The following is a 13,359-nucleotide window of genomic DNA, read 5'->3' on the forward strand; positions in this document are numbered from 1 at the left end:
GTCATGCCAAGCCGAGGTGTGCGGCGCACGCCTCGAACCGTTCGATCACTTCGTCCACGGCGATCAGGTCCATCACGCCCGGTTTTTCGATCTTGCTGCCCCAGGGAATCTCGCTGGCGGGCTTGCCGAAGTACTTGCGGGAAGCCTCGTCGTACTTGTCCACGCACCAGCGGCGGTCGGAGTAGGGGCCTGAGCGATTCGGGTTGCTCGCGGCGTGCAGGCCTAACACCTTGCAGCCGACGGTGTTGGCCATGTGCATCGGTCCGGAGTCCGGCGTCAGCAGGATAGGCGCGCGAGAGAGCATGGCCATCAGCTGTTTGAGTGTGTCCTTGCCCGTGAGGTCGATGGGTGCATGCCGGCAAGCTGCCAGCACCGCATCAGCCATGTTGCGCTCCAGCGGCGATGGCCCGCCCACCAGCACCACGCGCCAGCCCCTCGCGCTGACGTGATCCATCACCGCGGCATAGCGTTCGGGCCGCCAGTTGCGCAGTGTGTGGCTGGACGTGGGGCTGACGAGCAGCGTCGGTGTATCGCCCGGCAGCTGTTCGGCTGCCCAGCCATGCGCTTCGTCAGGAATAGGGATGTCCCAGCGCACCTCGGTCTGCTTGATGCCCAGCGGCTCGCAGAAACTGCCGATGGCGTCCAATACATGTTCTCCGGTACGCGCAGGAATGCGTTCGTTGACCACTAGGCCGTGGCCGTCTTTCGAGCGAGCCCGGTCATAGCCGACACGACGGCGGGCCTTGATGAAAAGACTGAGCAGGTTGGAGCGCATGGCCACCTGCATTTGCAGCATGGCGTCAAAACGCTGGCCGCGGAGCGCTTCGCCCACGGCACGCATGCCGGCCCAGCCGGCGCCCTTATCGAAGGTCACGAAGTTCACGCCTGGCAGGTCGCCGACCAGGCGGCGCTCCAGCTTGCCCACAATCCAGGTCAGCTGGGTTTGTGGCCACGCGGCCTGCAGGGTGCGCACCAACGGCACGACATGGGTGACATCGCCGATGGCGGAGGTGCGGAGCACGCAGATCGAGGCAGGATCAGTCATTAGGCTAGAATCGCTGAACTTGGGGCTGAGTGGGCGTCGATAACGGGCATGGCGATGCAGGAACGAATCCGCGAGGACGCCGCCGGAGCGATTCTGTTCGACGCCACGGTGTCGCCACAAGTCGACGTTGACTGGTTCGAGCCGGCGACCTGGCGAGTGCTAGGTGCGTTGCGCCATCAAGAAGGCGGTCGCGGCGGCGTCGCCATCATCGATACGCCGGCCGGCGAATGCGTACTCAGGCACTACCGGCGTGGCGGTCTCGTGGCCAAGGTCATGGGTGACCGTTACCTCTGGACCGGCGCCGACCGCACGCGCAGCTTTGCAGAATTCCGGTTGCTCGTGGTGATCGCATCGCTCGGGCTGCCGGGACCGAAGGCGATAGCTTGCCGTTACCGCCGGGAGGGCCTGTTCTATACGGCTGACCTCATCACGCTGCGCATTCCCGGGGCAACGACCCTGGCCGAGTGCCTCGCCGAGGGACGGCTGGATGGCGAGATGGCTGAACTCGTCGGCGCGCTGGTCGCCCGATTCCATCGTGCTGGCATCTGGCATGCCGACCTCAATGCCCACAATGTGCTGGTGGCGGCCGAAGAGCTGTACCTGATTGACTTCGATCGTGGCCGCCAGCGCCCGCCGGCCGAAGGCTGGCAGCGGGCCAACCTGCAACGCCTGCGTCGCTCCCTGTTGAAACTGGGCGCAGCGAAGCAGGGTGAACAGGTATTCGAGGAGCAGTTGTGGAAGCCCTTGGTCTATCGTTACGAGCGTACCCTTCGCGCATGAACTGGACTCTGCATTTTCTTGGTGTCGGCGCGGCGCATGCCGTGGAGCTGGGCTCCTCGGCCGTGGTGCTGGAGTGCGATGGCGCGCCGGTGCTGCTGATCGATTGCGGCCCCGACACGCTGGACCGATACCTGGCTGCCTACGGCGAACCGCCGCGCGCGCTCTACATCACGCATACGCACATGGACCACGTGGGCGGCATGGAGCGGCTGTTCTTCCGCCTGTGGTTCGACGAGCAGTGGCGCGGGCGCACCCGCGTGTTCATTCACGCTGGCCTGATGACCTGGCTGCAAGGGCGTGTCGCGGACTATCCGAATGTGCTGGCCGAAGGCGGCGTGAACTTCTGGGAAGCCTTTCAGCTGGTGCCATGTACGCGGGGTTTCTGGCTGGATGGTCAGTGGTTTGATGTGTTTGCTACGCGCCATCACATGGCGGGCACGTCGTATGGCGTGGCTCTGGCTGGAAGTTTTGCCTACACCGGCGATACGCGGCCGATTCCCGAGGTGCTGATGCGAGTGGCAGGCGGCACGGAACTTGTCGCTCACGACTGCGGGCTGGTGGGCAACCCCTCGCATACCGGCATTGATGACATCGAACGTGAGTATCCGGAAGCCCTGCGCCAGCGGCTGCGGCTATACCACTACGGCAGCGAGGCAGATGGTGCGGCGCTCATCGCGCGCGGTTATGCGATCGCGAGACCGGGCGAGCGTATCGTGTTGCCTGCGCCGGCCCCGACACATGCGGAAGCTGGCTGAACACCCTCTTTTCTTCTAGCTGCGAACTACGCCATGTCTGCCAGCCATCTTCGCAAAATGCTTCGTTACCGTGCCTGGGCCGATCGTCTCACCTACGCGGCCGTCGCCGCCTTGCCCGAAGGGGCTGCGACAGCGCCCCGGCTCACCATTTTCGGCAGCATGCTGCGCACGCTCAGTCATACCTGGGTGGTCGATGACATTTTCCAGGCCCATTTGCAGGGGCGCACGCACGGCTACACCAGTCGCAACACGCCCGAGCCGCTGCCTTTCGATGAACTGTGGCGACGCCAGCTGGCGATGAACGACTGGTACCTGGACTATGCCGCGGCGCTGTCGCCGGTGCAGGCTGCCGAGGTGGTGGCGTTCCAGTTCATTGGCGGCGGGGAAGGGCGAATGAGCCGCGAGGAAATCATCCTGCACGTGGTTAATCACGCCACCTATCATCGAGGCTTCGTGGCCGACATGTTCTATCAGGTACCCGTCAAGCCGCCGGCTACGGATCTGCCGGTGTTCCTGCGCGACGTGCCGCAGGAAGCGGTCTGAGCCCGGCTGCGCTATCTTGTGTGATTGGCCCCGTGCCGCTATCCTTTCGCCTCTTTGCCGGGCCCGAGTGCCCTGCAAGCAGGTTTCACCATTGCGGAGAGGTGTCCGAGTGGTTGAAGGAGCACGCCTGGAAAGTGTGTATACGGCTTATCCCCGTATCGCGGGTTCGAATCCCGCCCTCTCCGCCAGTGAGTGAAACCGGGCGACGGCGTTAAGCCGCCGCACTAAAGAACGTCTCTATGGTGGCCCTGTCGGTCCCCCCGCGACGATAGTTCGTAAATTCCGCCAGGCCCGGAAGGGAGCAACGGTAGCGAATGATTCGGGTGCCGGGGTGTGGCTGGCAGGGCCGCCGCCTTTTCGGCGACCTGAAACCTTGTTCAGCCGTTACTGACTTGCCGGCGCCGACTTGGCACAATCGGACTTCGCCCCAAGATCAGGCCACGCATGTCTTATCAGGTACTCGCACGTAAGTGGCGCCCCCGCAAGTTCGCCGAACTGGTCGGGCAGGAGCACGTCGTGCGCGCGCTCACCAATGCGCTCGACACCGGTCGCATGCACCACGCCTATCTGTTCACCGGCACCCGTGGCGTGGGCAAGACCACCATCGCTCGCATCTTCGCCAAGTCGCTGAACTGCGAGCGTGGCGAATCGGCTGATCCGTGCGGTGAGTGCGCCGTCTGCACCGCGGTCGATGCCGGCCGTTTTGTGGACCTTCTGGAGATCGATGCGGCCAGCAACACCGGCGTGGACGACGTGCGCGAGGTGATCGAGAACGCCCAGTACGCTCCTGCGCGCGGCCGCTTCAAGGTGTACCTGGTCGACGAGGTGCACATGCTTTCCAAGCCGGCGTTCAATGCGTTGCTGAAGACGCTGGAAGAGCCGCCGCCGCATGTGAAGTTCCTGCTGGCCACCACGGATCCGCAGAAGCTGCCGGTAACGGTGTTGTCGCGCTGCCTGAAGTTCAACCTCAAGCGGCTGCTGCCCGAACAGATCTCGGGCCAGATGCGGCATATCCTGGGCGCGGAAAACATCCCTTACGAAGACGCAGCCATCGCCGAACTGGCGCGTGGCGCCGACGGTTCGTTGCGCGATGGACTGTCGTTGCTGGACCAGGCGATCGCCTACGGTGGCGGCTCGCTGCGCGTGGACGACGTGCGGGCCATGCTCGGTAGCGTCGCGCGCGGCCAGGTGCTGGGCCTGCTCGATGCGCTGGCTGCTGGCGACGGCGAGGCGCTGATGGCCGAGTGCACGCGCATTGCGTCCTTCTCGCCCGATTTCGGCGGCGTGCTGGACGACCTGGCCAGCGTGCTGCATCGCATCCAGCTGATCCAGCTGGTTCCCGGCTACCGTCCAGACATGGACGACAGCGATGACAGCGCCCTGGTGGCATTGGCGCAGCAGCTGGTGCCGGAAGACGTACAGCTCTACTACCAGATAGCCACCACCGGTCGCCGCGACCTGGCGCTGGCGCCGGATGCGCGCACCGGATTTGAAATGACGCTGCTGCGCATGCTGGCGTTCCGCCCGTCGGATGGCAGCGGTACGACGCAGATCGAGCGCCCTGGTGCAAATTCCGCGGCCCGCGCACCAGCCTCTCCGTCGCGTGCATCAGCACCCGCAGCGAACGAGCGGATGCACGTGGCCAGCGTGACCGAACCGCCATCGCCTCGCGTCGCACCGATTTCGGCACCGGCACCCGCACCCGCACCCGTTGCGCCGCCTGCGGCTGCAGCACAGCGCGCGCCCGTAGCTGTCGACGCTCGCGGCTTGCCGCAATGGGACAGGCTGATCGAACAGGCAAACCTGCGCGGTCCCTTGGGTCAGCTTGCCCAGAATGCTGCTTTGCGTGATCGCGAAGGCAATACGCTGGTGCTCGCCCTGCAGCCGGCGCACATGCATCTGGCTGTCGAGCCGATGGTGAGTCAGATGGAAGATCGCATCAGCCAGACGCTGGGCGAGCGTATACGTCTGCGTTTCGTTGAAGAGCGCGGCGCTGCTGCCGAAACACCGGCGGCCCGTGCCGCCAACGCACGCTCGGCCGCCCAGTCGGCCGCCGAGCAAGCCATTGAAGAAGATCCGCTGGTGCAGTCGCTCAAGCGCGAGTTCGGCGCGCGCGTGGTGCCCCGGTCGGTCAAGCCATTTGAGAACTGAAGAGATAGCGGAGTGACGCCATGAGAGGACAGATCGGTCAGCTGATGCAGCAGGCCCAGCGCATGCAGGAAGACATGAAGCGCGCGCAGGAAGAGATCGCCAAGCTGGAAGTGACCGGCAGTGCCGGCGGTGGCCTGGTGACCGTGTTGATGACGGGCGCGCACGAAGTACGCCGCGTGCAGATCGACCGCCAGTTGTTCGCCGATGACCCGGAAATGGCCGAGGATCTGGTGGCGGCGGCGGTCAACGACGCAGTGAACAAGGTGGCTGAGGTCAGCAAGAACAAGCTCGGCGGTGTGACCTCGGGCCTGAATCTTCCGCCCGGCTTCAAGATGCCGTTTTGAAGCCCTTCTGTAGGAGCGCACCAAGTGTGCGACAAGCCTATGGAACGGCGACGCCGTATCTCCGCGGTCGCGCACTGGGTGCGCTCCTACAGCTAAACCTCGATACATGAGCAAACTCCTAACTGACCTTATCGAAGCGCTCCGTTGCCTCCCCGGCGTGGGCGGCAAGAGCGCGCAGCGAATGGCCTTCCATCTGCTGGAGCGTGATCGCGAGCGTGGCCTGCGGCTGGCACAGGTGCTCGATCAGGCCATGCGCGATATCGGCAACTGCTCGCGCTGCCGCAATTTCAGCGAGACGCCGGTGTGTTCGCTGTGCGCCAGCAACGGGCGCGACCGCAATGTGCTGTGCGTCGTGGAATCTCCCACCGAGCTTGCCGCCATCGAACAGGCCACGGGATATCGCGGGCAGTACTTCGTGCTGCTGGGTCGGCTGTCGCCACTCGATGGCCTCGGTCCGCAGGAGCTGGGGCTGGATTTGCTCACGGAGCGATTGGGCGAAGGTGAGATCGAGGAGATGATCATCGCCACCAATCCGACCGTGGAAGGCGAGGCGACCGCCCACTATCTCGCGCAGCTGGCGCGCGCGGCGAACGTCCGTCCCACCCGCTTGGCGCATGGTGTGCCGCTGGGCGGCGAGCTTGAGTACGTGGATCGCGGCACCCTGGCACATGCGTTCGGCAGCAGGCAGTCGGTGGAATGAATGACATGACCGTATCACCCAGGCTCGCGCTCGAGATTCCCGCCAGTGACGAATATCGCGCCTTGCGTAGCGCCGCCGGCCTGAGTGCCATGACAGCCGAGGGCGCCGATATGGGCCTGCCTTCGAGTTGGTGCTCGGTCTGTGTGCGCAACGGCGACGAGTTGATCGGCATGGGCCGTGTCGTGGGTGACGGCGGCCTGTTCCTGTTCGTGGTGGACATCGCTGTTTCACCTGCCTGGCAAGGGCAGGGTCTGGGACGGCGCATCATGCAGGCATTGATGGATCAGGTTCACAGCCGCGCCCCGGCGCGGACGATGGTTGGCCTGATCGCCGACGGCACCGCCCATCGCCTCTATGAGCAGTTCGGGTTCAAGCTCGTGGCGCCGGCGGCGCACGGTATGCTGCTGCGTCTTTGAATTGAGGGAGTCTGCACATGGGCGACACCATCTTCGGCAAGATCATTCGCCGCGAAATTCCCGCCGACATCGTCTATGAGGACGACGACGTACTGGCGTTCCGTGACCTCAATCCGCAGGCTCCATTGCACGTGCTGTTCGTGCCGAAGCGAGCCATCGCCTCATTGGATGAAGCGACGCCAGGCGATGCGGAGCTGCTAGGCAAGCTGCTGCTTGCCGCCGCTGCCTACGCAAGGCGCGAAGGGGTGGCGGAGCAGGGCTATCGTGCGGTGATCAACTGCAACGAACACGGCGGGCAGACGGTATTCCACCTGCATGTGCATCTGCTGGCTGGTCGTCACATGCATTGGCCGCCGGGCTGATGCCACCGGCGTTCGCTGTCGGGCAGACAAGGGTTTCAATATAGAAAAACGCCGGCATCGCGCCGGCGTTTTTCGTTGGTGTGATCAGCGGTGCACCGGATGCGGTGCCGGGCGGACGATCACGCGCGACGGGTAATAGCCGCCCCGATAGCCATAGCCACCCCAATAGCCATAGCCACCCCAGCCCCACGGGCCACCCCAGTACGGCCCCCAATACGGGCCCCAGAACGGGTCGTAGTAGCCCGGCCCATAGTTGTAAACGCGCTCGGGCCAAAGGTAGACCACGCTGGCTTCGATGCGCGGATAGGGATAGCTGTACTCGCCCACCTTTTCCGACACCGTGCCATGCAGCACGCCGGTCACCGTGATGTCGCGATCGCGGGCGAACACTTCCGGATCATAGAAGCCGGCACGGCAGGCTACGAAGCGACCCTGGGTTTCGCTGTCGCTGTGGCTGGATGTCTTTGGTCGCGCCTCGTCGTCGAGCGGACGCTGCAGCACGTAGAAGCAGGTTTCCTGCGGGCCCGGTTCGGTCTTGATGATCTGGCCACCCCAGCGCACCTGAACGCCACCGGCGCCACCCTGCTGGGCGGCGACCGAGGTGACGTCGGTGAACGTGCCTTGCAACGGCTGCGGCACCGTTGCGCAGGCGGCCAGCGTGGCGATGGCGGTCGCGAGAATCAACGGCTTGTACATGGACATGACGCTTTCTCCATCGTGTGGTGGATGCGGGGCATCCACGGTTCAATATCATTTGACCATGCGACGCGGTCGAAAGTCCCGCGCGGCCTGTCGAAAGATCTTCAACAAATCCGCCGGCGGTTCTTCGTAGGCGTAGCGCAGTTCCAGATACGTTCTCATCAATCGCTCAAGCTCCGCGCGATGGGTGGGGAGTGCCCGTGCCGCGCGGATAAAGTAGTGCTGCGGTCCTTCGCTGTGATGGCGGGCCACGCCTGCCGTGGCCAACCGCCGTTCCAGCAACTGCATCGACGCACGCGCCAGATCGGTCGATGGGCGCTTCCATATGGCCCACGATAGACCCAGTGTCGCCAATAGCGAACTGCCGATGGCCAACAGCAGACCCAGCATGCCCGGGTCGATGTTGGGCAGCCCAAACGGCGTCAGCAGTCCATGCTGTCGAAGCGTGTCGAAGCCGATAACGCCTTGGTTCCACCAGCGGTTGACGATGTCCCAATGGTTGCGCATCCCAAGCCACCATTGATTGGGTGACCAGTCGGTCCCCACGCTGGATACGGCCGCGGCGCCAAGACTGACCCGTTCGGGACGCACCGCCGCCGTGGGGTCTACGCGCTGCCATCCACGTCCGGGCAGCCAGACTTCGCTCCACGCGTGGGCATCGGACTGACGCACCAGCAAATAGCTGCCGAGGGTGTTCCAGTAGCCGCCCTGGTAACCCGTGACTACTCGCGCAGGAATGCCCGCAGCGCGCATCAGCACGGTGAACGCGGACGCATAGTGTTCACAGAAACCTTCGTGGGTGGAGAACAGGAAGTCGTCAACCGCATCGCGGCCCAGAGGCGCAGGCGCCAAGGTGTAATTGAAGCCACCATCATGGAACAGGTTCAGCGCTGCCTTGATGATCGCCGCATCATTGGTGCCGAACTGTTGGCGCCAGCGACCGGCCAGCGCTATCGCTCGCGGATTGAAATTACCTGGAAGGCGGAGGCCGCGACGTCGCTCCCGCTCGTCGAGCATGGGCTGCAGTCGATAGGTGGGTGCCGAGCGCATGTCGTAGATGAGGACGTCGTTCACCGGTTTGTCTGAGAGCACTTCGTGATCGGCGCTCAGCTGTGCCTGGTCGGGTGCTTCCACCGGCACATCCAGCGCGGGAAGCACGCGCTGGCCGCTGGCTTCGAGGGTGACGACGTAGTGGGTGAGCAGTGCACCGTGTTCGACCGGGGTCGGCGTACCGCCCACGTCCACATGGCTCCAGCGTCGCCCGTCGTAACTCCACATCACGTAGGCGCGGAAATAGCGCTGTGCATTGGGAGGTGGCGCGCCATCGAAGCCCACGCGCATCGCGGGGCGATCATCGGTCAGCAATTCGGAAAGGTCGCCGGGCGACATCTCTTCGCTCAGGCCAGTCCGCGCCTGCGACGTGTTGGGAGCGCCCCATAGCGGTGAGCTCAGGCGTGGCACCAGCACAAAGGCAAGCAGGGCCAGCGGTAGCGACACGCTGAGCAGGCCAAGCGCGGGCAAAAGTTCACGCGGCAGGGTGGTCACGGCATGCGCAGGTTCCAATGCGCGCAAGGTGGCCAGCGCGGGCAGCAGGCCCAGCGCCACCAGTACGGTGGCCACCATGCCCTGATCAAACAGCAGCGCCGTCATGAGCGTGAAGCAGGCGAACGCGGCGCCTACCCGCGCATCGCGTGGCGTCTCCGTTTCCAACAGCTTGAGCACGAGCAGACCCACCGCGAGCGCGGCACCTGGCTCGCGTCCGAACAGGCTGCCGTAATGGAAAATCACGGCACCGGACAGCAACGCCACCAACGGCAACTTCAGGGTCAACGGTGCGCGACCTTCGCGTCGGCGCCGCTGCCACCAACGCAGGGCCAATATGGCAGCGAGCGCGGCGCTCAGCCATATCGGCATGTGCGGCGCGTGCGCGCCAAGCACCACGGCCACCGTGAGGCAGAGCAGGTCAAATGGTCGCGCGCCGAGCCGGACCTTGGGTTTGCGGTGAAACAGGGTGAACCGGATCATGGCAGCCGGGCCAGCGCGCTCATGCAGCGCGCATAGTGGTTGCGGCCGTGGCCCAGACCGATTTCGTCACCGGGCAACCATAGGCTCGTCGCACGTCCGACCGATTCGGCTTCGCCGAGCCATCGGGCCAGCCGTGCGATGCGCGCCTCGGGGGAAAGCTGCGACAGATGGCGCCAGTCCAGCCGCCATTCTTCCTGCGATTCGGGCTGTTCGAAATCCTTGACCAGCAGGTTCTCGTGGCGAGCGCTGTGCTTCCAGGCGATGTGCCGTTGCGGATCGCCGATGCGGTACTCGCGCAGCGCGGCGATGTCTTCGCCCTGGTGCAAACGCTGCCGATGGCCCTGATCGCCAGGCAGCATCGGCGGTGGGCCGCCGGTTTCCGGGCGAGGCCAGACCAGCACAGCCTGGTCCGGATGAATCCAGCTCCACGCATGAAACAAGCCTAGCGGCCAGTTGGTCCACAACTTGATTCGGGGCAGGGGCTGCCATCCGCGTCTGGACGTGACGAGGTTCAGCGATACCTGAATCTCGCCACGGGTGGCCAGCGCGAACGCTTCGGTTTGGCCTTCCATATCAGCATGCACCGAGGGGTGTGCATGGTCGCTGCCAGCAAAGACCAACTGCAGCACCATCGGTTCGCCAGCGATGGCCTGTCCCGGGCGAATGGCGCTCAGGCGCAGGCCATTGAGGCTGCGAAACGCTACCAGCATGCTCGTGCAGCACGCGGACCCGAGCATGCAGGTCAGCAGCAGTGCTGCGTTGTTGCTGTAGTTGAGTGCACCGATCAACATCACCAGCAACAGGATGGTGAAAGCCCCGCCAAATGGGGTCGGCACGATATAGATGCGCCGGCGGTGGAGCACGATGGGCAGGCTCTCGGGCCGCTTGTAACGGGTAAGCGCAGGCAGGCGTCGTTCGGCCCATGCCTGCAAGCGACGGAATGCCGCCAACATCAATCCACCGCGACGTCGGCCAGCAGGCTGCGCGCGAGGCTGTCGCCGCTGGCGCCGCGTGTGGTGACCAATCGATGGGCAGCAAGTGGCACAAACAACGCCTGCAGATCTTCCGGCAGTACATGTTGCCGCCCGCTGAGCAGCGCCCAGGCGCGGGCTGCGCTAAGCAAGGCAAGACCCGCGCGCGGCGACAACCCGACGCGGATGTCCGCGTGGCGGCGGCTGGCAGCCAGCAGGGCCTGCAGGTAATCCAGCAGTGCGCTGCTGGCCGTGATCGCCTGTGCCCGACGCGAAAGTTCGGCCAGGCCGGCACCATCGAGTTGGGGCGTGAGTTGGGCCAGCACATCGCGACGGTCGCTGCCGGTCAGCAGGGCGCGTTCCGCGGCGGCATCGGGATAGTCGAGCGACACGCGCAACATGAAGCGGTCCAGCTGCGAGTCGGGCAGCGGGAAGGTGCCGGCGAGGTCGAGAGGGTTCTGCGTCGCGACCACGTAGAACGGCTGCGGCAGCATATGCGTCTGCCCATCCACGGTGACCTGGCCTTCGGCCATGGATTCAAGCAGGGCGCTCTGCGTCTTCGGCGTGGCGCGATTGATCTCGTCGGCCAGCAACAGTCCGGTGAAGATCGGGCCGGGATGAAAGCGGAACTGGCCGGTCTCGCGCTCGTAAACACTCACCCCGATAATGTCCGAAGGCAGCAGGTCACTGGTGAACTGCACGCGCTGGAAGTCCAGGTCGAAGCTGGCGGCCAGCGCATGTGCCAGTGTGGTCTTGCCTACACCGGGCACGTCTTCCAGCAACAGGTGTCCACCGGCGATCAGGCAGGTAAAGGCGAGCTTGACCTGGCGCGGCTTGCCCAGTAACACGCGATTGACCTGGGCGATGGCGGCATCCAGGCGCGTGCGCAGCGTTTCATCGTGCAACGGAGTGATGGCGGACATGGGTTTCTGGCAGTGGGGAAGGACGACGCGGAGCAAGGTCCATGCGTGACACGGCCAGTGTAGCCGTCGGCCTTGCGCGCTGGCGAGCAGTGTTCCTGGCCGGTTTCGTGGTGCTGTTCCTGGTCAAGCTCATGCTTGCCGCTTCCCTGTCGCCGTTTGGTGACGAGGCGTTCTACTGGCAGGAGAGCCGGCATCTCGCCTGGGGCTACAGCGACCTGCCACCATTCACCGCATGGCTGATCCGGCTTGGCGAAAGCGTGGCCGGACACGGGCTGCTCGGCATGCGTTGGCCGTTCCTGTTGCTGGGCAGCACCTTGCCCTGGCTGGTGCGTGCATTTGCGCGTGACGCATTTGATGAACTTACGGGCTGGCAGGCTGGCGCGCTTTGCCTGGCGCTTCCGCTGGCCGGTAGCCTGGGTGTATTGGCTGTGCCGGATGTGCCGCTGACCGTGGCGATCATGGCAGCCCTGGTGGCATTGGCCAGGGCGATGGATGGCGACCGGCTGTGTGACTGGTTGTGGCTGGGCCTGGCCCTGGGTGTGTGCTGGCTGACTCATTACCGCGCCGCGATGCCGATGCTGGCGGGGCTGTTGTTGTTCGTGCTCACGCCGCGCGGACGCCGGCAATGGCGTCGCGGCGGATTCTGGCTCGCGATGGGCGTGGCGGCGCTGGGGCTGGTTCCGCTGATCATTTCCAACTGGCAGCAGCACGGTGCCGGCATCGCTTTCCAGTTGGTGGAGCGCAACACCTGGCAATTCCATGCCGACGCGCTGGTGCAACCGCTGGAACAAGCCATCGCCTGCACGCCGCTGCTTTACCTGCTGCTGCTGTGGGCGGCATGGCGCAGCTGGCAGCGTTGTCGTGAAGCAGGGGCGCCGTGGGACATCATCGGTATCGTCTCGCTGAGTTTCATTGTTCTTTACTTTGCGCTGGGCCTGTTTGCTGATGGCCTGCGCTTCCGCGCGCATTGGCCCTTGCCGGCCTATCTGCCCTTGCTTGCGGCTTTGCCGGTGCTGCTGCGAGAACGTCCGGTGTGGCGGAAGGGGGGGCGCGTTGCCGCTTTTGTGCTCGCCGTGGCGGGACAGCTCGGTGGCCTGCTGTACCTGGGCATGGCTGCACACGAAGGCGGTGCACAGGCGCTGGCGGGAGTGAAGGCGTTTCCCGCACGTTTTGTTGGATGGCGCGAAAGCGGCGACGTCGCTCGCGAATTGCTATCGCAGCATGCCGTCGTGCTGGTCGCGGACAATTTCATGCTTGCCGCGGAAATCGACTTCCAGCTCGGTGGCAGCGTGCCGGTCTATTCGTTGGACAGCCCGCTCAACACCAAGCACGGGCGTGCGCCGCAATTGGCCATCTGGCAACGCGACGAAACTGCGCTGCGCCGCATGCATGGAGGCCAATCAATGTTGCTGGCGGTGGACGAGAAGGCCTTGCGGGTGCATGTACGTCCGGTTTGGTTGCGCATGTTGTGCAGCCACATCGACCAGCCACAGCCGCTGCGCCGGCTCGATCTTTTCGATGGGCGGCGGCGTATCGCCTTCTACGAGGGAAAAATTCCCACAGCATTGCCGGTTACGGCGAGCGGCGATGACCAGTGTTTGCCGTGGCGACTCGCGAACGAGGCCGAGTCGGCGCGGCATTGAAG

General features: G+C 64.7%; 14 protein-coding genes, 1 tRNA gene and 1 other RNA gene. 11 read left to right on the forward strand and 5 right to left on the reverse strand.

Annotated elements, in window-relative coordinates; translation table 11 throughout:
• Position 1 precedes the first annotated feature (1 nt).
• Positions 2–1,045 (reverse strand): glycosyltransferase family 9 protein, encoded by a 1,044-nt coding sequence (locus tag AC3CBN_RS12180; protein ID WP_488633289.1) that lies wholly within the window; start codon positions 1,043–1,045, stop codon positions 2–4.
• Between the two features lie 48 nt (positions 1,046–1,093).
• Here AC3CBN_RS12180 and AC3CBN_RS12185 point away from each other — a divergent pair, with 48 nt between their 5' ends.
• The 10 genes from AC3CBN_RS12185 (at position 1,094) to AC3CBN_RS12230 (ending at position 7,096) form a co-directional block, all read left to right on the forward strand.
• Positions 1,094–1,825 (forward strand): 3-deoxy-D-manno-octulosonic acid kinase, encoded by a 732-nt coding sequence (locus AC3CBN_RS12185; protein ID WP_488633290.1) that lies wholly within the window; start codon positions 1,094–1,096, stop codon positions 1,823–1,825.
• Positions 1,822–2,580 (forward strand): MBL fold metallo-hydrolase, encoded by a 759-nt coding sequence (locus AC3CBN_RS12190; RefSeq protein WP_488633291.1) that lies wholly within the window; start codon positions 1,822–1,824, stop codon positions 2,578–2,580. The genes AC3CBN_RS12185 and AC3CBN_RS12190 overlap by 4 nt, the downstream gene beginning before the upstream one ends.
• A gap of 33 nt (positions 2,581–2,613) precedes the next feature.
• A complete protein-coding gene (locus tag AC3CBN_RS12195; protein ID WP_488633292.1) occupies positions 2,614–3,123 on the forward strand; it encodes a DinB family protein in 510 nt (169 codons plus the stop codon).
• A gap of 95 nt (positions 3,124–3,218) precedes the next feature.
• Positions 3,219–3,311 (forward strand) — tRNA-Ser (locus AC3CBN_RS12200).
• Between the two features lie 61 nt (positions 3,312–3,372).
• Positions 3,373–3,469: signal recognition particle sRNA small type (ffs, locus tag AC3CBN_RS12205), an RNA gene on the forward strand.
• Positions 3,470–3,567: 98 nt separating this feature from the next.
• The gene (gene dnaX, locus AC3CBN_RS12210) at positions 3,568–5,274 is read left to right on the forward strand and encodes a DNA polymerase III subunit gamma/tau (protein WP_488633293.1); all 1,707 of its coding nucleotides are present in this window, start codon (positions 3,568–3,570) and stop codon (positions 5,272–5,274) included.
• 20 nt (positions 5,275–5,294) lie between these two features.
• Positions 5,295–5,618 carry a YbaB/EbfC family nucleoid-associated protein gene (locus tag AC3CBN_RS12215; RefSeq protein WP_488633294.1) on the forward strand — a complete coding sequence of 108 codons (324 nt, stop codon included), beginning with the start codon at positions 5,295–5,297 and terminating at the stop codon, positions 5,616–5,618.
• Between the two features lie 106 nt (positions 5,619–5,724).
• Entirely contained in the window at positions 5,725–6,318 is a 594-nt protein-coding gene (gene recR, locus AC3CBN_RS12220) for a recombination mediator RecR (protein WP_488633295.1), read from the forward strand.
• A 5-nt stretch (positions 6,319–6,323) separates the two neighbouring features.
• A complete protein-coding gene (locus AC3CBN_RS12225; protein ID WP_488633296.1) occupies positions 6,324–6,734 on the forward strand; it encodes a GNAT family N-acetyltransferase in 411 nt (136 codons plus the stop codon).
• Positions 6,735–6,751: 17 nt separating this feature from the next.
• Complete coding sequence (locus AC3CBN_RS12230) at positions 6,752–7,096, forward strand: histidine triad nucleotide-binding protein (RefSeq protein ID WP_488633297.1); 345 nt, start codon at positions 6,752–6,754, stop codon at positions 7,094–7,096.
• 84 nt (positions 7,097–7,180) lie between these two features.
• Here AC3CBN_RS12230 and AC3CBN_RS12235 read toward each other — a convergent pair whose 3' ends face one another.
• Genes AC3CBN_RS12235 through AC3CBN_RS12250 form a run of 4 tightly spaced genes read right to left on the reverse strand, consistent with a single transcriptional unit; the run spans position 7,181 to position 11,714 of the window.
• Positions 7,181–7,798, reverse strand: coding sequence for a Slp family lipoprotein (locus AC3CBN_RS12235; RefSeq protein ID WP_488633298.1), 618 nt, complete (start codon positions 7,796–7,798; stop codon positions 7,181–7,183).
• Positions 7,799–7,846: 48 nt separating this feature from the next.
• Positions 7,847–9,820: a transglutaminase TgpA family protein gene (locus AC3CBN_RS12240; protein WP_488633299.1), complete on the reverse strand. Its 1,974-nt coding sequence runs from the start codon at positions 9,818–9,820 to the stop codon at positions 7,847–7,849.
• On the reverse strand, positions 9,817–10,773 hold the full coding sequence (locus AC3CBN_RS12245) for a DUF58 domain-containing protein (protein WP_488633300.1): 957 nt from the start codon (positions 10,771–10,773) through the stop codon (positions 9,817–9,819). The genes AC3CBN_RS12240 and AC3CBN_RS12245 overlap by 4 nt, the downstream gene beginning before the upstream one ends.
• Positions 10,773–11,714 (reverse strand): AAA family ATPase, encoded by a 942-nt coding sequence (locus AC3CBN_RS12250; protein ID WP_488633301.1) that lies wholly within the window; start codon positions 11,712–11,714, stop codon positions 10,773–10,775. Before AC3CBN_RS12250 ends, AC3CBN_RS12245 begins: the two co-directional genes overlap by 1 nt.
• 41 nt (positions 11,715–11,755) lie before the next feature.
• Here AC3CBN_RS12250 and AC3CBN_RS12255 point away from each other — a divergent pair, with 41 nt between their 5' ends.
• Positions 11,756–13,357, forward strand: a complete 1,602-nt coding sequence (locus tag AC3CBN_RS12255; protein ID WP_488633302.1) for an ArnT family glycosyltransferase — start codon at positions 11,756–11,758, stop codon at positions 13,355–13,357.
• The last annotated feature ends 2 nt before the right edge of the window (positions 13,358–13,359 follow it).

This window comes from Dyella sp. OK584 (genome assembly GCF_057787755.1).